At 67.1% G+C, this 17,609-nt stretch carries 18 protein-coding genes; 11 read left to right on the forward strand and 7 right to left on the reverse strand.

The genetic code is table 11. From position 1 onward, the window contains the following. From rnr to rpmG, 4 genes are all read left to right on the forward strand, one after another. The coding region (gene rnr, locus WCJ52_RS05705; RefSeq protein WP_336902344.1) for a ribonuclease R at window positions 1-2,273 on the forward strand (2,273 nt) is incomplete at its 5' end. Beyond that, window positions 2,270-2,695: an EamA family transporter gene (locus WCJ52_RS05710; RefSeq protein ID WP_336902345.1), complete on the forward strand. Its 426-nt coding sequence runs from the start codon at window positions 2,270-2,272 to the stop codon at window positions 2,693-2,695. The genes rnr and WCJ52_RS05710, both read left to right, overlap by 4 nt. A gap of 126 nt (window positions 2,696-2,821) precedes the next feature. Then, window positions 2,822-3,466, forward strand: coding sequence for an NUDIX domain-containing protein (locus WCJ52_RS05715; protein WP_336902346.1), 645 nt, complete (start codon window positions 2,822-2,824; stop codon window positions 3,464-3,466). A 102-nt stretch (window positions 3,467-3,568) separates the two neighbouring features. After that, window positions 3,569-3,736, forward strand: a complete 168-nt coding sequence (gene rpmG, locus WCJ52_RS05720; protein WP_336902347.1) for a 50S ribosomal protein L33 — start codon at window positions 3,569-3,571, stop codon at window positions 3,734-3,736. A gap of 66 nt (window positions 3,737-3,802) precedes the next feature. Here the strand turns inward: rpmG and WCJ52_RS05725 are convergent, their stop codons facing one another. After that, complete coding sequence (locus WCJ52_RS05725) at window positions 3,803-5,167, reverse strand: PleD family two-component system response regulator (RefSeq protein ID WP_336902348.1); 1,365 nt, start codon at window positions 5,165-5,167, stop codon at window positions 3,803-3,805. A 3-nt stretch (window positions 5,168-5,170) separates the two neighbouring features. Continuing rightward, complete coding sequence (locus tag WCJ52_RS05730) at window positions 5,171-5,536, reverse strand: response regulator (protein ID WP_336902361.1); 366 nt, start codon at window positions 5,534-5,536, stop codon at window positions 5,171-5,173. A 103-nt stretch (window positions 5,537-5,639) separates the two neighbouring features. Here WCJ52_RS05730 and WCJ52_RS05735 point away from each other — a divergent pair, with 103 nt between their 5' ends. From WCJ52_RS05735 to clpA, 5 genes are all read left to right on the forward strand, one after another. After that, window positions 5,640-6,311, forward strand: coding sequence for a hypothetical protein (locus WCJ52_RS05735; protein WP_336902349.1), 672 nt, complete (start codon window positions 5,640-5,642; stop codon window positions 6,309-6,311). Then, window positions 6,308-7,195, forward strand: coding sequence for an ROK family protein (locus WCJ52_RS05740; RefSeq protein ID WP_336902350.1), 888 nt, complete (start codon window positions 6,308-6,310; stop codon window positions 7,193-7,195). The genes WCJ52_RS05735 and WCJ52_RS05740 overlap by 4 nt, the downstream gene beginning before the upstream one ends. Then, window positions 7,192-8,466 carry a DNA polymerase IV gene (locus tag WCJ52_RS05745; protein ID WP_336902351.1) on the forward strand — a complete coding sequence of 425 codons (1,275 nt, stop codon included), beginning with the start codon at window positions 7,192-7,194 and terminating at the stop codon, window positions 8,464-8,466. Before WCJ52_RS05740 ends, WCJ52_RS05745 begins: the two co-directional genes overlap by 4 nt. A 169-nt stretch (window positions 8,467-8,635) precedes the next feature. Then, the gene (gene clpS / locus WCJ52_RS05750) at window positions 8,636-8,965 is read left to right on the forward strand and encodes an ATP-dependent Clp protease adapter ClpS (RefSeq protein ID WP_336902352.1); all 330 of its coding nucleotides are present in this window, start codon (window positions 8,636-8,638) and stop codon (window positions 8,963-8,965) included. Between the two features lie 5 nt (window positions 8,966-8,970). After that, window positions 8,971-11,298 carry an ATP-dependent Clp protease ATP-binding subunit ClpA gene (clpA, locus tag WCJ52_RS05755; protein ID WP_336902353.1) on the forward strand — a complete coding sequence of 776 codons (2,328 nt, stop codon included), beginning with the start codon at window positions 8,971-8,973 and terminating at the stop codon, window positions 11,296-11,298. 18 nt (window positions 11,299-11,316) lie between these two features. Here clpA and WCJ52_RS05760 read toward each other — a convergent pair whose 3' ends face one another. From WCJ52_RS05760 to WCJ52_RS05780, 5 genes are read right to left on the reverse strand one after another with little or no spacing between them, the layout of a single operon-like run. Continuing rightward, complete coding sequence (locus WCJ52_RS05760; protein ID WP_336902354.1) at window positions 11,317-11,754, reverse strand: HIT family protein; 438 nt, start codon at window positions 11,752-11,754, stop codon at window positions 11,317-11,319. 44 nt (window positions 11,755-11,798) lie between these two features. After that, window positions 11,799-12,968 (reverse strand): GNAT family N-acetyltransferase, encoded by a 1,170-nt coding sequence (locus WCJ52_RS05765; protein WP_336902355.1) that lies wholly within the window; start codon window positions 12,966-12,968, stop codon window positions 11,799-11,801. Continuing rightward, complete coding sequence (locus tag WCJ52_RS05770; RefSeq protein ID WP_336902356.1) at window positions 12,965-13,714, reverse strand: glycerophosphodiester phosphodiesterase family protein; 750 nt, start codon at window positions 13,712-13,714, stop codon at window positions 12,965-12,967. Before WCJ52_RS05770 ends, WCJ52_RS05765 begins: the two co-directional genes overlap by 4 nt. Further along, entirely contained in the window at window positions 13,711-14,172 is a 462-nt protein-coding gene (locus tag WCJ52_RS05775) for a RidA family protein (RefSeq protein WP_336902357.1), read from the reverse strand. Before WCJ52_RS05775 ends, WCJ52_RS05770 begins: the two co-directional genes overlap by 4 nt. 53 nt (window positions 14,173-14,225) lie before the next feature. Continuing rightward, a complete protein-coding gene (locus WCJ52_RS05780; RefSeq protein ID WP_336902358.1) occupies window positions 14,226-14,726 on the reverse strand; it encodes a DUF3617 family protein in 501 nt (166 codons plus the stop codon). Window positions 14,727-14,877: 151 nt separating this feature from the next. Here WCJ52_RS05780 and WCJ52_RS05785 point away from each other — a divergent pair, with 151 nt between their 5' ends. Together WCJ52_RS05785 and WCJ52_RS05790 are read left to right on the forward strand one after the other, a co-directional pair. Continuing rightward, on the forward strand, window positions 14,878-15,939 hold the full coding sequence (locus WCJ52_RS05785) for a glycosyltransferase (protein ID WP_336902359.1): 1,062 nt from the start codon (window positions 14,878-14,880) through the stop codon (window positions 15,937-15,939). Beyond that, the gene (locus WCJ52_RS05790; protein WP_336902360.1) at window positions 15,936-17,420 is read left to right on the forward strand and encodes a glycosyltransferase family 39 protein; all 1,485 of its coding nucleotides are present in this window, start codon (window positions 15,936-15,938) and stop codon (window positions 17,418-17,420) included. The genes WCJ52_RS05785 and WCJ52_RS05790 overlap by 4 nt, the downstream gene beginning before the upstream one ends. Window positions 17,421-17,609 lie beyond the last annotated feature (189 nt).

Genomic DNA, 17,609 nt, shown 5'->3' on the forward strand with positions numbered 1-17,609 from the left:
GCCCCCGCCCACCCCAGGGCCTGCCGGACCGTGCGACCCTTCTGGCCTTCATCCGGGAGTCCGGGGAAGCCGACCGTTCGGACATTGCTCGGGCCTTCGGGCTGAAGGGCGCAGACCGGATCGCGCTCAGGGACATGCTGAGGGACCTCCAGGACAGCGGCGATCTCGGGCGCCGAGGCCGCCGGAGCCTTGCCCTGCCCGGCGAACTGCCGCCGGTCGGCGTGGTCGAGGTCATCGAGCGGGACGCCGACGGCGAACTGATGGTCCGCCTGATGAAGGGGGATGACACCGCTGCAGTCCGGCTGGCGCCAGACCCGAACGAGGCCACAGCCGGGGCGCCAGGCCTTGGCGATCGCCTGCTCGTCCGTTTCGAGCGCACCGAGGCCGGCGAGACCGAAGCGCGGATGATCAAGCGGCTGGGCGCCGCCGTCCACCGGGTGCTGGGCGTGGTCCGGAAGTCCGCGCGGCAGGTCCGGGTGGATCCGGTGGACCGGCGATCTAAGGACCAGGTCCTCATCGAGGGGATCCTTCCGGACAACCTGCGCGACGGCGACCTCGTCCTGGCCCGGCTGGTCCCGGGCGGCCGCCAGTTCGGCCTGCACCGGGGCGAAATTTTGGAGCGTGTGGGCCGGGAGGACGACCCCCGCGCCGCCTCCCTCATCGCCATCCATGCCCACGGCATTCCAACCGGCTTCCCGGAGGCGGCGGAGATCGAGGCCGAGGCCGCCCGGGAGCCCGTCCTGGTGGGCCGGGAGGACCTGCGCGCCCTGCCTCTGATCACCATCGATCCCCCGGACGCCCGGGACCACGACGATGCCGTCTTCGCAGAACCGGACGCGGATCCGGCCAACCCGGGTGGATGGATCGTCTGGGTGGCGATCGCCGATGTCGCCGCCTACGTCCGGCCCGGCTCGGCCCTGGACCGCACGGCGCGGGAAAAGGGCAACAGCGTCTATTTCCCCGACCGGGTCGAGCCCATGTTGCCCGAGCGCCTATCGGCGGGACTGTGCAGTCTTCGGGCCGGCGAGAACCGGGCCTGCATTGCCGTCCGGATGGTCTTCAACGCCTCAGGGCGGAAGACCGGGCACCGATTCGTGCGGGGACTGATGCGATCCGCCGCCAAGCTGTCCTACGAACAGGCCCAGGCCGCCATTGAGGGGAGCCCCGACGATGTGACCGGCCCCCTGCTGGAGCCCGTCCTGAAGCCCCTCTATGCCGCCTACGACCGGCTGTTGGCAGCGCGGCGGGCCCGCTCTCCCCTGGCCATCGAGAGCCCTGAGCGCCGGATCGTGATGGACCCCGAGGGCCGGATCACTGCGATCCGCCGCCGCGCGGTCCTGCCAGCGCACCAGCTCATCGAAGAGATGATGATCCAGGCGAACGTCAGTGCGGCCCAGACCCTCGAGGCCCGCCGGACGCCCCTGATCTATCGTGTTCATGACACGCCCAGCCAGGAGAAGGTCCACGCCCTGGCGGACTTCCTGGCCACCCTCGGCCTGCCCTGGTCCAAGGGCGAGGCCCCCCGCACCGACCGCCTCAACCGCCTACTAGAAGAGACCCGGGAAAGCGCCAACGCGGCGATCATCAACGAGGTGGTGCTGCGCAGCCAGATGCAGGCCATCTACGACACGGACAATATCGGTCACTTCGGGCTGAACCTGGACCGTTACGCCCACTTCACCTCGCCGATCCGGCGCTATGCTGACCTGATCGTCCACCGGGGCCTGATCCGCGCCCTGGGCCTGGGCGAAGACGGACTGACAGACCGCGACATCGCCCAGCTCAAGGGCACGGCCGAAATGATCACCGCCGCCGAGCGCCGGGCCATGGCGGCCGAGCGCGACGCCATCGACAGGTATGTGGCGGCCTTCCTCGCAGACCGGGTCGGCGCGACCTTCACCGGCCGGATCAGTGGGGTCACCCGGTTCGGCCTCTTCATCCGGCTGGATGAAACCGGCGCCGACGGCCTCATCCCGATTTCTCGCCTGGGCGGGGAATTCTTCATCCACGACGAGACTGCCCACGCCCTGGTCGGGGAGCGCTCTGGTGCCCACTGGCCCCTGGGGCTTCCGGTGGAAGTCCGCCTGGTCGAGGCGACCCCGGTTACCGGTGGCCTCCTCTTCGACATGCTCAGCGATCCGGTAGCGGGGGCTCCGCCACCTCCCAGGCCCCGGGGCGCGGGCCCATCGCGCGGTCCGCGCAAGCCCGGCGCCGCAGACGCCCGACGGCGGGGCGGTCCTCCTGCCGGAGTCAGAAAAGGCAAGCGAAGGTGACAGCGAACTGGCTTCCCTGGGCCCTGGGCAGCGCAGGCTTCGCCGCCCTGACCGCCATCCTCGCCAAGATCGGAGTGTCGGGGGTGAACCCTGACTTCGCCACCCTGATCCGCTCGGTGATCATTGTCGGGGTCTGCGCCCTGTTCGTGACCCTGACCGGCCAGTGGCAGGCACCGGGAACGGTGGGGCGCAAGACCCTGGTCTTCCTGACACTTTCGGGCCTTGCCACCGGGGCGTCCTGGCTCTGCTACTTCCGGGCCCTACAACTGGGTGAGGCGGCACGCGTCGCCCCTGTCGACAAGCTTTCCGTGGTCCTGGTGGCGGTCCTCGGCGTGACCCTCCTGGGAGAGAAACTCTCCACGACAGGGTGGGCGGGAGTGGCCCTGGTCGGCCTGGGTGCCATCCTTGTGGCGGTGGGCTGATCTGGGCGGGCGGGAAGTCGCCCTTGCCCCAGCCATCGCAGGGCCTAAACTCACCCCATGACAGACGCCCTTCAGCCGAACCGAGCCCTTGAACGCACGCCAATGCGCCCAGAGGGCGCGCGTGCCGTGCGACCGCGGAACGCCGCGACCCTCTTCATCATCCGCCGGGACGGGGCCAGGCCCCGGGTCCTGATGGGCAAGCGCCATGGGGGGCACAACTTCATGCCGAACCTCTGGGTCTTCCCGGGGGGGCGCATCGACAGGGCGGACTTCCGCGCGCCGGCCGCGACCGACCTGCGGCCCGAGGTGGCTGGAAAGTTCGAGGCCTACATGCCCCTGTCCAAGGGCCGTGCCCTAGGCAAGGCGGCGATCCGCGAGACCTGGGAAGAAGCTGGCCTGCTGCTCGGGCGTCCGGCGGCACCACGCCCCGTAGCGGGTCCCTGGAGGGATTTCCTGGCCCAGGGCGTGCAGCCGGACCTTGAGGCCCTGTCCATCATCTACCGGGCGGTCACCCCGCCGACGATCGGCAAACGCTTCGACACCTGGTTTCTCATGGCCGATGCCGAACGCCTGGTCAGCCTGGAGCGCCAACCGGACTGCGGCGAGCTGGAGGAAATCGCCTGGTTCGAACTCGAGGAAGCGCTGGAACTGCCCCTCCCGGCCGTAACCCGTGCCGTGATTCAGGAAACCCGAGAGCGCCTGGACAACCCGAACCGGCCCATTCCCTACGTGCGCTTTCGGATGGGCCCGGCCCGGCCCCGGGAACTCTGAGCAGCGAAAGACCCGCCAGCAATTGACTTTGCTGGCGGGATTCGTATTTTCCGCCGCTCTTTAGGAACCCAGCCGGCGCATCCGGCCCCGCGAGGACCGACCATGGCGAAGCCCGCCTCGATCAAGATCAAGCTGAACTCGACCGCCGACACCGGGTTCTACTACGTGACCAAGAAGAACGCCCGGACCATGACCGAGAAGCTGGTCCTGAAGAAGTACGACCCCGTCGCACGCAAGCACGTGGAATTCCGCGAAGGCAAGATCAAGTAGGGCCTGGGCCTGGCTGGATTTCATGCGCCCGGCGAAAGCCGGGCGTTTTCGTTTCGGCCCTGCGCTTCAGGCGCGGGGCGTTCTCACGACAACCTGGTTCCGGCCCGCCGCCTTGGCTTCGTAGAGGGCCTCGTCGGCCCGGCGCAGGAGCGACTCCGGACGGTCCTCGGTCCCCTCGCTCGCCGAAACCCCGAGCGACACGGTCACCGGCATCTCTCGATCCCCCACAAAGAAGGCCTCGCCGGCCATGGCGCGGCGGATCCGCTCGGCAATGCGGACCGCATCGCTCAGGCGTGTCGCCGGCATGACCACCGCGAATTCCTCACCGCCATAGCGACACGGAAGGTCAACCGCACGGACGCTCGAGGCCAAGCGAACGGCAACCTCCCGAAGGACCTCGTCACCCTGGCTGTGGCCAAGGGTATCATTGACCCGCTTGAAGTGGTCGATATCGAGCATGACGACAGAGGTCGGGGGCCCGCCGGCGGCGCTGCGCTCGAGAAGCAAGTCGAGCTGGCCCATCATGTACCGGCGATTGTTGAGGCCAGTCAGCTGGTCAGTGACCGCCAATTCCATGGACTGGGCGACGGTGTCCCGCAGATGATCCGCATAGCGCTTGCGCCGGATCAGGGTTCGGGCCCGGACGCGCAACTCCAGGGGATCGACGGGCCAGGAGATGAGGTCATTGACGCCGAGGTCCAGGGCCTTCAGCAGCCGCGGCCGATCCTCGAAATCGGCGACAGCCAGGATGGGTACCTGCCGGCTATGGGCTCCGGCGCGCAGGCCAGCCACCAGTCTCAGTCCGTCAAAAGCCCCGCTTGAGACATTGATCACGGCCAGATCAATCGGACCCCGCGCCGATATGAGCGCCTGTTCCGGGTCGGTCTCGACGACAGGCCTGTGTTCCGAAGCGAGGTCCTCGGCCAAGGCGGCGGCGACCGCGGGATCGCCATCAGCGACCAGGACCCGCCCGCCGCCGGCGCCGAGTCGGTTGGCCGGCATGGGGGCCATGCCCATGCGCCGGCCGGTTTCCTCCCGCTCCTGGAGTTCGTCGACCATGACTTTCAGGCGAGTCAGGCTGCGCAGGCGCGCGAACAACATGACATCGTCGATGGGCTTAGACAGGAACTCGTCAGCGCCGGCCTCCAGGCCTGCAATTCGGAGATCCTGGCTGTCGTGGGCGGTGATCAGAACAACAGGGATGTGGCGAAGCTCGGGATCCGCCTTGAGCGCGCGACAGACATCCAAACCGTCCATGCCCGGCATGACGACGTCCAGCAGTATGATGTCTGGATGATTGGTTGCAGCGAGGGCCAGAGCCTCTGGACCATTAGCGGCCGTGGCGACCTGATAGTACTCGGACGTCAGCTTGGCCTCTAGGACGCGCCGTCCGCCCTCGGAGTCGTCAACCAAGAGAATCCGCGCCGTCATGGTCTAGTCCAAAAGCCTGCGAATTGTGTCGAGAAAGCCCGTAACCGAGATCGGCTTGGATATGTAGGCCTCGCACCCGCCCTGCCGAATTCGCTCCTCATCGCCCTTCATGGCGAATGCGGTGACCGCTACCACGGGAATACCCGCCAGATCCTCATCTTCCTTGAGCCACTTGGTAACTTCAAGCCCCGAGATCTCGGGCAGCTGGATATCCATAAGGATCAAGTCGGGACGGTGCTCCCGGGCAATCGAAAGCGCCTCCAAACCCTCGCGGGTCTGAAGGGTCTCGTACCCCTGAGAGTCAAGCAAATCATGAAAAAGCTTCATGTTCAGCTCGTTATCCTCGACGATGAGGACCTTCTTGGCCATCAATCCACCGATTTCAACCCGGCCCCCGGAGGGCTCCGGAAGATCTTTGTACGTCATCCTTCTCACGCATATCCTTAAGCGCGCGTTAGCCGAGCACCAGTTCATGACCTTCACTTCGCCAGACCACCCGCCGCCCGAACTCTCCACCCTCGGCCTGGCTGGAAACAGGCCCCTCCTGATCGTCGACGTGGACGAAGTCCTGGGCCTCTTCATGGAGGGCTTCGCCCGTTACCTCGGCGGCCAGGGCCTGGAGATGCGTTTCGATCGCTTCGCCCTCTTCCAGAACATCTATCTACCGGGCGAAGACACGCACATCGACCTCGAGACCGGCCAGGCGCATTTCCAGGCTTTCTTCCGGGACGCCGTAGCCGACATGCCCGTCGCGGACGGCGGCCCGGAGGCCTTGGCCCGGCTTTCGCATCGGGCGGATATCGTGATCCTGACCAATGCACCCGGCCAGGCCCTGGAGGGACGGGCTCGCTGGCTGAAGCGTCACGGTATGGACTATCCCCTGCTGATCAACAGCGGCCTCAAGGGCCCAGTGGCGGCGGCCCTGGCGGCTCAGGCTGTCGGTCCGGCCGTCTTCATTGACGACATGATCCCCAACCTGGACTCCGTGGCCGAGCACGCGCCGGCAGTGGCCCGTTTCCAGACCGTCGCCGACCCCCGCCTGCGCTCCATGGCGCCGAGCCGGCCGGATCTCCATCCCCGGATTGATGGCTGGGACGGACTGGAGGCCGCAATCACTGGCGTCCTGGACGCTGCCGTCCGGTGATCGCCTTCGGAATTGACCTCGGCGGCACCAAGATCGAAGCGGCAGCCCTGTACCCCGACGGGACCTTCGCAGCCCGGGTACGACGGCAAACGCCCACGGACTACCCCTCGACGCTCGAGGCCATCGCCGGCGTCCTGGAGGAAGCCGAGCAACAGGCGGGTGCCCGGGCAGCAAGGCTCGGGGTGGGCGGCCCAGGCTCCGTCAACCCCCACACCGGACGCATGCGCAACGCCAACTCGACCTGGCTGAACGGCCGCACCCTTCCCGAAGACCTCACCCGCCGCCTCGGACGCCCCGTCCGATACGCCAATGACGCTGACTGTCTTGCCGTCTCGGAAGCGCGGGACGGGGCGGCGGCCGGGCGGGACCCCGTCTTCGCGGTCGTACTTGGGACCGGGGTCGGCGGTGGACTCGTCATGGATGGCCGACTGGTGTCCGGCGCCAACGGGATTGCGGGGGAATGGGGGCATTGCCCCCTGCCCGCCCCGACTCCTTTGGAAACGCCTGGCCCAGATTGCTGGTGCGGCCGGCAGGGCTGCCTGGAGACCTGGCTCTCAGGGCCCGCCCTCGCCAACCACGACGGACGCGGCCTGACCGCCGAGGCCATCGTCGCCCGGGCATCAAAGGCCGACCCCCACGCCCGGGACAGCCTCTCACACCATGCCGAGCGCCTCGCCCGGGGCCTGGCCTCGGTGGTGAACCTGCTCGATCCTGGCGCCATTGTTCTGGGCGGAGGCCTTGGGGGAATGCCTGGGCTGGCGGAAGGACTTGCCGATCGCATCCGGCCTCATGTCTTCAGCGATGACTGGCGGTGCGAAATCCTGCGGCCCCGCTTCGGCGACTCCTCGGGGGTGCGCGGCGCGGCCTGGCTCTGGGACCAGTGAAGGCGCTCTGCCGCGACTGCCTGTCCCCAGGTCCGTCCGTGGCGCGCTGCGCGGTCTGTGGTTCGCCCAGGATGCTTCGGCATGCTGAACTTGGAGACCTGTCGATCGCACATATCGACTGCGACGCCTTCTACGCCTCGGTGGAAAAGCGCGACCGACCGGAACTCCGCGACCGGCCGGTGATCGTGGGCGGCGGGCGAAGGGGGGTCGTGACGACCTGCTGTTACATCGCCCGGACCTTTGGCGTCCGTTCGGCCATGCCCATGTTCAAGGCCCTCGCCGCCTGCCCCCGGGCTGTGGTCTTGCCACCCGATTTCCCAAAATACCGGGCGGAAAGCCGCCGGCTGATGGGCATGATGCGCGACCTGACCCCTCTTGTTCAGCCCCTGTCGCTGGATGAGGCCTGGCTTGACCTGTCCGGCACCGAACGGCTCCACAACGCTCAGCCCGCCCTGACCCTGGCGCGGCTCCAGTCGCAGATCGAGGCGGAGACCGGACTGACCGTCTCAGTAGGCCTGGCCCCCAACAAGTTCCTCGCCAAGATCGCCTCGGACCTCGACAAGCCAAGAGGATTTTCGGTGATTGGCAGCGCCGAGGCAGAAACCTTCCTGGCAGAGAGGTCGGTCCGTCTCCTGCCCGGCGTGGGTCCGGTGATGGCGCGGGACCTTGAACGGGCGGGCTTCGAGCGAATCGGTCAGATCGCCCGGGCCGAGCCGAAGGCGCTGGCGACCCGCTTTGGCGATTTCGGCCTGCGCCTTCACGCCATGGCCCACGGCCGCGATTCCCGGGGCGTCGACCCGGGCCTGGTGCGCAAGTCCATCAGCGCAGAGACCACATTCGAGGCCGACCTGCGCGATCCGGTGGATCTCGATGGCCAGCTGGTGCACCTGGCCGAGAGGGTGGCCAGGCAGGTCAGGGCTGCAGATCAAGCCGGAAGGGTCGCTACCCTTAAGCTAAAGGACCCCGAATTCCGCATACTGACCCGGCGCCGGACCTTGGTGTCTCCGACCCAGACAGCACGAACCCTGATAGCCGCCACCCGGGATCTCCTGGCCTCGGAACTGGCGTCTGGGCCCCCAGGGAGGGCTTTTCGGCTGATGGGCGTGGGCCTTTCCGACCTTTCCACCCCCAAGGATTCACTCAGCGACCTCTTTGCGGAGGACGACGCACGATCCCTGGCTGCGGAACGGGCCGCGGACTCGATCCGGGCGCGATTCGGGCCGGCGATTCTGAACCCGGCCCGAGGTCTGGAACGCAAGCCACGACCCTAGAAGGAGAGTCCGGCGCAGGTCCATCGGCAGAGGGAAGTGTGGAAAACTGAGGCGCCAGGTCCGCGAGCTGCACGGCGGTGGCGCTATGCCCCTTTCATTCCTGAGGCGTTCGCATATCTAATCGAACTCTGAGGGGTGCCGTCGGGCGGCGCCCGAGGAGTGGATCTGGATGGCCGAACGCAAGCAGGTGGATCAAGGGACGGGCGATCGCTCTGCGGTCATCACCCAGACCAAGACGCGCACCCAGCGGCCGTCAATGTACCGGGTGCTGATCCTGAACGACGACTACACGCCTATGGAGTTCGTGGTCTACGTTCTGGAGCAGTATTTCCACAAGTCGCGGGAGGAGGCCACGCAGATCATGCTGCACGTCCACCAGACGGGCGTCGGGATCTGTGGGGTCTACACCTACGAAGTTGCAGAAACCAAGGTGGCGCAGGTGATCGACACCGCGCGCCGCCATCAGCACCCCCTCCAGTGCACAATGGAAAAGGACTAGCGACCGTGCCGTCATTCTCGCGCCAGCTCGAAGAGTCCCTGCATAGGGCCGTGGCCTTGGCCAACCAGCGCAGCCACGAATATGCCACGCTTGAGCATCTGCTCTTGTCGCTCACCGAGGACGAGGACTCCATCGGGGTCATGAAGGCCTGCGACGTCGACCTTGCCGTGCTCAAGACGACACTCACCAATTATGTCGACAACGAGCTCAAATCGCTGATGGTCGATGACGGCGAGGACGCCAAGCCTACGCCGAGTTTTCAGCGGGTGATTCAAAGGGCCGTCATCCACGTCCAGTCCTCTGGGCGCGAGGACGTGACCGGCGCCAACGTGCTGGTCGCCATCTTCTCGGAGCGGGAAAGCCACGCCGCCTATTTCCTGCAGGAGCAGGACATGACCCGGTATGATGCGGTGAACTACATCGCACACGGCATCGCCAAGAAGGCAGGGGCCAACGAGGCCAAGCCGGTCAAGGGTTCGGAAGACGAGGAAAAGGCCGCCGTCAAAACGGGCGGAGAAGCCCTCGACGCCTACTGCGTCAACCTCAACGAGAAGGCCAAGCAGGGTAAGGTCGACCCCCTGATCGGACGCTCTGCAGAGGTCGAGCGCTGCATCCAGATCCTGTGCCGCCGGACCAAGAACAATCCGCTCCTGGTGGGGGATCCCGGCGTCGGCAAGACCGCCATCGCCGAGGGCCTGGCCCGCAAGATCATCAACAAGCAGGTGCCGGAGGTCCTGGCCGGCTCGACCATCTTCTCCCTCGACATGGGCTCCCTCCTCGCAGGAACCCGCTACCGCGGCGACTTCGAGGAGCGGGTCAAGCAGGTGGTCAAGGAACTGGAGAACCACCCCGACGCCATCCTGTTCATCGACGAGATCCATACGGTGATTGGTGCGGGTGCCACCTCAGGCGGCGCCATGGACGCCTCGAACCTGCTCAAGCCGGCCCTGGCCTCGGGCTCCCTGCGCTGCATGGGCTCGACCACATACAAGGAGTTCCGTCAGCACTTCGAGAAGGACCGCGCCCTCGTCCGCCGGTTCCAGAAGATCGACATCAACGAGCCGACGATCGAGGACACCATCAAGATCCTCAAGGGGCTGAAGACCTACTACGAGGAGTTCCACAAGCTCCGCTACACCAACGACGCCATCAAGGCCGCTGTGGAGCTGTCGGCGCGCTACATCACGGACCGCAAGCTTCCTGACAAGGCCATAGATATCATCGACGAGGCCGGTGCCGGGCAGATGTTGCTGCCCGAGAGCCGTCGCAAGAAAGTGATCGGCATAAAGGACGTCGAGGCTGTAGTGGCCAAGATCGCCCGGATCCCGCCCAAGTCCGTGTCCAAGTCCGACACAGAGTCCCTGCTCCAGCTGGAGGCCGACCTGAAGCGGGCGGTGTACGGCCAGGAAGACGCCATCGAGCAGTTGTCTGCCGCCATGAAGATGGCCCGGGCGGGCCTGCGCGACCCCAGCAAGCCGATCGGGTGCTACCTGTTCTCGGGCCCAACCGGCACGGGCAAGACAGAGACGGCACGCCAGCTGTCCTCGACCCTCGGGATCGAGCTCCTGCGGTTCGACATGAGCGAGTACATGGAGCGCCACACGGTCAGCCGGCTGATCGGGGCACCGCCCGGATACGTCGGCTTCGACCAGGGCGGCCTGCTGACCGACGCTGTCGACCAGCATCCGCACTGCGTGGTCCTCCTGGACGAAATCGAGAAGGCCCACCCGGACGTCTTCAACATCCTGCTCCAGGTCATGGACCATGGCGTGCTGACGGACGCCAACGGCAAGAAGGTCGACTTCCGGAACGTGGTCCTGATCATGACCACCAACGCTGGCGCCTCGGACGCCCAGCGCAACGCCATCGGGTTTGGCCGCGGCAAGCAGGAGGACGAGGTCGATGAGGCCCTGAAGCGGCTCTTCACCCCAGAGTTCCGCAACCGCCTCGACGCCGTCGTCCAGTTCCGCCCGCTCACGCACGAGGTCATCCGCCAGGTCGTGATCAAGTTCGTCATGCAGCTGGAGGGCCAGCTGGCCGACCGGAACGTAACGATCGAGACCACGGACGAGGCAGCCGACTGGTTGGCCAAGAACGGCTTCGACGAGCTCTATGGGGCACGGCCCCTGGCCCGCGTTATCCAGGAGCACATCAAGAAGCCCCTGGCCGACGAGATCCTGTTCGGGCGGCTTGTCCGCGGCGGACACGTCAAGGTGGTCCTGCGCGACGGTAAGCTTGCATTCGACATCGAGGGCGAGAAGCGTGAGCCTGGTGCACCGGTCATTGAAACGCCCCGTAAGGGACGCTCACCGGCGCCGGAACTGGCGGACTGACCCGCCAGCGAGCTTAGGTCAGCTGATCTTCGCAGCGATCAAGCGGGCGAGTTCGGCGAGCTCGTCCGGGTTCGCCATGCCGCCGGCCGCATGACGACCCAGGGGCGCGGCCTCCCACCTGGGTATGATGTGGAAGTGCAGGTGGTAGACGGTCTGCCCTGCTGGGGCGCCATTGAACTGGGTGACGACCAGGCCATCCGGTGAGAGGGCCGCGCGCACCGCCCGGGCCACGCGCTGCACCGCCAGGATCAGGGGTGCCAGCCGGGCGGGATCTTCGTCCAGCAGGTTGCGGGCCTCGGAATGCTTGGGGATGACCAAGGTGTGGCCCCGGCTCTGGGGGAAGACGTCCATGAAGGCGAAGGCGTGGTCGTCCTCGAACACCCGGGCGCAGGGCGCATCGCCCCGCAGGATCTTCGCGAAGATGTTGCCTGGATCATAGGCACCCTCGAGGCTCATGGCCGTCTCCCCTGTCTGACGGCCGCTGGATAGCACGGGCGCGGTCAGGCGTCTCCAGACTGGCGGAAGGGGGAAAAGGCCTCGGAGAGCCATTCCATCTCTTCCTCCACGGCCTGCATCTCCCGCCGAAGATAGTCCTCGACGGGGCCACGCAGGGCGGGGTCGGCGATGAAGTGGGCCGAATGAACTGGTGCTGGCAGGTAGCCCCGGGCGATCTTGTGTTGCCCCTGGGCACCGGCCTCGACCCGGGCCAGGCCCCGGCCGATCGCCCACTCGATGGCCTGGTAGTAGCAGAGCTCAAAATGCAGGAAGGGTACGTCCTCCACGCAGCCCCAGTTACGGCCGAAGAGGCAGTCGCCGCCGATGAGGTTCAGGGCGCCAGCGATCCACCGGCCACCTCGCCGGGCCATGATCAGAAGCACCCGGTCGGCCATGCGTTCGCTTAGGAGGGAGAAGAAGAGACGGTTGAGATAGGGCCGGCCCCACTTCCGCGATCCCGTGTCCACGTAGAAGCGGTAGAAGGCGTCCCAGTGCGCCTCGGTCAGGTCCCCACCCGTCAGGCAGAGAATCTCCAGCCCCTCAACCGCGTCGCGCCGCTCCCTCCGGATGGTCTTGCGGCGGCCCGACGACAGGTCGGCGAGGAAGTCATCGAAGGTCGCATAGCCGCGGTTCAGCCAATGGTACTGCTGGCCCTCGCGCAGAGCCAAGCCCGCCTCGCCCATCCAGGTCCACTCGTCACGGTCTGGAAAGTTCACGTGCAGGCCTGAGGCGCCGAACCGCTCGCAGACCGTCAGGGCACCGCCCAGGAGCGCCTTCCGGCCAAGGTCGGGGTCCACACCTGGGCGAACCAGCAGGCGCGGTCCCGTGGCGGGGGTGAAGGGGGCCGCGGACAGGAGCTTGGGATAGTAGCGGCCCCCTGCCCGCTCATAGGCGTCAGCCCAGGCCTGATCGAAGATGTATTCCCCCTGGCTGTGGCTCTTGAGGTAGAGGGGCATGACGGCTGCAACCCCCCCGGCCTCGTCCTCTACGGCCAAGTGCTGTGGTCCCCAACCCTGGGATTCGACAGCGCAACCGGCTTCCTCAACGCAATCGAGAAAATCGAAGCAGATGAAGGGATTATACGGTTGATCCTCACGAACGGCACAGGCGTCCCAGTCCGCCCTGCCGATCTCGGCAATGCGGCGGCTGATGCGCACCGCAGGCTTCAGTGTCACGCCCGGAAACCCTCAAAGATGATGTTGTCGCAATGGGGCCGGGCCGCTTCTGCCTGTTCGGGGGTGCGCGCTGTCCAGCCGACGATGGGCATTCCCGCCTTTCGATACGCCGCCACCTCGGCCAGGGCGACGGTATCCAGGCTCATGGCCAGGAAGTGCGGCCGGGCGATGGAAACGTGCTCCAGCCGCGCGAAGGCCTTGCGCTGCTCGGGCGAGATGTGGGTGGACTCGTCGTTCCAGCGATAGCTGTCCAGGCCTCGCAGCACCCCCGGGAACCGGTCCGCGAACCAGGCGTGGCTGTAGGGGTTGAAGCCGATCACGCAGGTGGGACCGGCGTGGTCGATGAGAATCTCGTGGACTCTCTGCTCCAACGGTCCGACCTCACCGAAGGGGGTCTTGAGCTCCACGTGCACCATGGCCCGATGACCGATGACCGCCATGGCCTCCAGCAGGGTCGGTATGGTCTCATCCGTGCCCTTGAGGGACATCTGCCCCAGGTCCGCTGCGGTATGGTCGCGAACCCTGCCTTCGCGCCCTGTCATCCGCCCGAGGGTGGCGTCATGGAAGACGACCGCCTCGCCATCCGCCGTGAGGTGGACGTCAAGCTCCACGCCATAGCCCGCCTGGCAGGCGGCGTGAAAGGCGGCGAGGGAATTCTCCGGCGCGCCCTCCGGGCTCCAGAGGCCGCGATGGGCGATGGCAGGCTGGAACAGGAGGTCCCAGGCCTCTCCGAACTGCGCCTTCATCTGACCTCCACCACCGCGTCGACCTCGACTGCGAAGTTCAGCGGCAGGCGATAGACGCCCACCGCCGACCGGGCGTGACGCCCAGCGTCCCCGAAGGCCAGGACCATCAGATCCGAAGCGCCATTCACGACCTTGGGGATGTCGAAGAAGTCCGGCCCGGCCTGGACGAAGCCTCCCAGCTTGACCACCCGGACCACCCGGTCGAGGTCGCCGTTGCAGGCAGCCTTCATCTGGGCGAGCAGGTTGATCCCGCAGAGCCTGGCGGCACCCTGGGCGGTCTCCAGGTCGACGTCTGCGCCAACCACGCCCTTCACCCCGCCCGAGGCGTCGAGGGAGACCTGGCCCGAGATGTGGACCAGGGAACCGCTCCGGACGAAGGGCACATAGTTTGCGACGGGCGCGACGGGGACCGGAAGGGTGACGCCGGCGGCGGCGAGGCGGGATTCAACTTCAGACATGGTTCGAGACTATCCTCTGGGAAGGTCGCCGGACAGGGCCAACCTGATCAAATTCAGCTCTGCGGCGGCGTGTTCCCGCCCCTCAGGACCTTCCTGGCCTCTTCGGACCGGGCGGCGTCGTCCGGGCAGACATCCCCCAGTCGCCGGGCTGTGGTGGTGGCGGTTCCGGCCAGGGGAATCCCCGCAATCTTCGTCGACAGGGAGAGCTTCAGCCGGAAGGTTTCCGGGGCGTAACCCCCGCTCGCTGTAACGTCCGCGACCTGGCCTTCCTTGGTGGTGCAGCTGCCCTTCAGGAGGATCTTGCCCTCCCCGACATTCCGGGAGGGGTAGGTGCAGGCGTAGTGCCGGTTAGATGGTGAGGTCATGAACTTGTTGATCTCGGACGCTACCAGGCAGCGTCGCTCGACCTTTTTCTGGGTGATCACCACGCTGAAGACGTTGGTCAGTTCCCAGTAGCCCGGACGTGGGCGGCCCACGATGTCCGCCGATGCCGGGGCAGCCGCCAGGACAAGGGCCAGGAGGGTGGCGGCGAGCGCCATGCGCTGAAGTTTCATCGCCTCTGTCCTCTTCTGCGCCCTGGGATGCAGGCCCGGTGGCTGGCCTTGCCGGGTCACGGGCTGTAAACCACGCGCAGACATGGGGTGTCGATTGCCTGATTCCGACCCGACCGCGCCAGACGGCTCACCCTCCGCCGGGGGCCTCGAATTGACCGTCGTCGTCCCGACGTTCAACGAGAGGGCCAATGTGCGCAAGCTCATCGGACTCGTCGAGGCGGCCCTGGGCGAAATCCGCTGGCAGATCATCTTCGTCGATGACAACTCCCCCGACGGAACGGCGGCTGAGGTCAAGGCCGTCGCCGCGGTGGACCCCCGGGTCCAGTGCCTGCACCGGGTCGGACGTCGTGGCCTCGCCGGCGCAGTCATCGAGGGGGTCATGGCCAGCGCTGCGCCCTTCGTCGCGGTCCTGGACGGCGACCTCCAGCACGATGAAAGCCTCCTGCCGGACATGCTCCGGGCGCTACGCGACGGCGGCGCGGACCTGGCGGTCGGCAGTCGATACTGCGGCGAAGCCGGAGCCGACGCGTCCGCGCTTGGTGCACGCCGAGAGGCCGGCAGTCGCCTGGCCAACTGGCTTGGCAGCAAGGTCCTCAAGGCCGACCTGACCGACCCGATGAGCGGCTTCTTCATGGTCCGGCGCTCGGCAGTGGAGGCCGTCGCCCCCCGACTTTCGACCTCCGGCTTCAAGGTCCTGTTCGACATCGTGGCCTCGCAGGAGACGCCGCTGAAAATTGTCGAGCTGCCCTACACCTTCCGGGCCCGGGAGGCCGGGGACTCCAAGCTCGATAACGGTGTGGTGGTCCAGTACCTGGGGCTCCTGGTCGCCAAGCTCAGCCGGGACGTCATTTCACCCCGCTTCCTGATGTTCGCCATGGTTGGCGCCAGCGGGGTGGTTGTGCACCTCCTCATCCTCCGGAGCCTGTTGCCCCTGGGCTTTTCCTGGGCCCAGACCCTGGCCGCCCTCGGCGCCATGACCTCCAACTACCTGATCAACAACGCCGTCACCTATCGGGACCGCCGGCGGAAGGGCCTGAAGCTCATCGCCGGCTATATCAAGTTCTGTGTGCTCTGCAGCGTGCCCCTGGCGGCCAATGTCGCCGTCGCCACGGTCGTCTTCGAGCGCGGACCCGCCTGGTGGGTGGCGGGCCTGGCCGGCGCCGTCGTCGCCGCCGCCTGGAACTATGTGACCACCTCGCGGGCGGTCTGGTGAGGCTGGAGGCTAGCCGGGGCCTTTGGCTGCTGGTCCTTGGGCTCACCGTCTTGCGGCTGTGGGCCGCGGCGACAATCCCCCTGACCGAGGACGAGGCCTACTACCGCCTCTGGTCCCAGCACCTTCACCTTGGCTATTACGACCACCCACCGATGATCGCCTGGTGGATCCGGCTGGGGACGACCCTGGCCGGGAATACGCCCCTGGGCGTGCGTCTCCTGCCCGTCCTGGGCGCCGCGATCACCACCTTGCTGACGGCGGACCTGGCCCGGCAGCTGGGCGCCAGCGCCCGAACCGCCCTAGTCGCAGCCCTGGCCTACAACGCCATGCTGACCATCGGCGCCGGCGGCCTCCTCGCCACACCGGACGCCCCCGCTATCCTGTTCTGGGCCGCCACACTTTCGGTGCTGGGCCGGATCGGGGCAGGAGGAAGCCCGCGCCTGTGGCTGCTTGCCGGATTGATGGCGGGCCTGGCCTGTATCTCCAAGTACTCAGCCCTCTTCCTGGCGCCCGGCATCTTCCTGTGGCTGGTCAGCTCTCCAGGGGGACGCAGGCGCCTGCTGACCCCCTGGCCCTGGACAGCCGTGGCCACAGCCGGCGCGGTCTTCGCCACCAACCTGGCCTGGAATGCAACGAACCACTGGCTGACCTTCGAGAAGCAGTTCGGGCGGGTGGAGCCCTCTCAGTTCCGGCCCGGGTATCTTGGCGAACTCCTCTCGACGCAGTTCCTGCTGCTGAATCCGTTCATCGCGGTCCTGGCTGGTGCCGGGATCTGGGCGGCTATCCGGCGACGCGGACTGGCTGGCGGGATGGACCTTTCCCTGCCCCTGCTGGCCGCCCTGCCCTTTGGCCTCTACCTGGCCCTCCACGCCCTGCACGACCGCGTACAGGCCCACTGGCCCGCCACGATCTTCGCCGCCTTCGCCCTGGCGGCCGCCGCCGCGGTCGAGGCCCGACCGGGGGGATGGCGGCCCCGCACCCTGGCCGCGGGGCTTGTCTTCGGTGCCGTCGCCATGGCGGGAGCCCTGGCCTGGGTCGGGCTACAGGGACCGCCCCTCAATCGACAGACAGACCCTCTGCTGCCCATCCGCGGCTGGCCGGAATTCGCCGGTCAGGTGGAGGCTGCCCGGGTCAAGGCCGGCGCAGAGTGGGTCGGCGTCGCCCATTACGGCGCCCTGTCCCAGCTGGCGGCCACGGGACGGATCCATGCGCCCCTGGTTCACCTGATCGAGCGAGAGCGCTGGCCGGACGCCACCCCGGCGCCCGTCGAGCGCCCGGGCCTGGTCCTGGACAAGAGCCGTCGTCTGTCCCTGGCAGACCTGCAGGCCTGCTTCCGGACGGTGACCCCCGCCGGCGAACTCGTGCGGGGGCTCCCGACCAGCCGGGTCGATCGCTATCCCCTCTTCCGGGTCGAGGGACCGGTTCCTGGCCTGCTCGCCCGGGGCTGCCCGGACGAACTGGGCAAGAACCGGCGCCGCTAGGTCCAGTTTCAATCGACATTCAGGGTTCATGCCCTACTCCCATCACCTGGCTGCGCCGGGAACTCCTCCTGAGAGGAAGCATTTGAGAGTGGGTAAATCCTCCACCCCTTCGGGGGAGGTGGCCCGGGGCATCGGCCCCGGGACGGAGGGGGCAGCTGAGGTGCCGTTGACCCCCTCAGTCGGCTTCGC

The sequence above is a fragment of the Phenylobacterium sp. genome, assembly GCF_037138395.1.
Lineage (GTDB): Bacteria > Pseudomonadota > Alphaproteobacteria > Caulobacterales > Caulobacteraceae > Phenylobacterium.

What these genes read in the sequence shown, in the direction of transcription:
- rpmG (WP_336902347.1), top strand. Translation starts at nt 3,569, where the DNA reads ATGGCGAAGCCCGCCTCGATCAAGATCAAGCTGAACTCGACCGCCGAC.
- WCJ52_RS05760 (WP_336902354.1), bottom strand. Translation starts at nt 11,754, where the DNA reads ATGAGCCTCGAGGGTGCCTATGATCCAGGCAACATCTTCGCGAAGATC.
- WCJ52_RS05735 (WP_336902349.1), top strand. Translation starts at nt 5,640, where the DNA reads ATGACCTTCACTTCGCCAGACCACCCGCCGCCCGAACTCTCCACCCTC.
- clpS (WP_336902352.1), top strand. Translation starts at nt 8,636, where the DNA reads ATGGCCGAACGCAAGCAGGTGGATCAAGGGACGGGCGATCGCTCTGCG.
- WCJ52_RS05770 (WP_336902356.1), bottom strand. Translation starts at nt 13,714, where the DNA reads ATGAAGGCGCAGTTCGGAGAGGCCTGGGACCTCCTGTTCCAGCCTGCC.
- WCJ52_RS05725 (WP_336902348.1), bottom strand. Translation starts at nt 5,167, where the DNA reads ATGACGGCGCGGATTCTCTTGGTTGACGACTCCGAGGGCGGACGGCGC.
- WCJ52_RS05730 (WP_336902361.1), bottom strand. Translation starts at nt 5,536, where the DNA reads ATGGCCAAGAAGGTCCTCATCGTCGAGGATAACGAGCTGAACATGAAG.
- WCJ52_RS05780 (WP_336902358.1), bottom strand. Translation starts at nt 14,726, where the DNA reads ATGAAACTTCAGCGCATGGCGCTCGCCGCCACCCTCCTGGCCCTTGTC.
- WCJ52_RS05775 (WP_336902357.1), bottom strand. Translation starts at nt 14,172, where the DNA reads ATGTCTGAAGTTGAATCCCGCCTCGCCGCCGCCGGCGTCACCCTTCCG.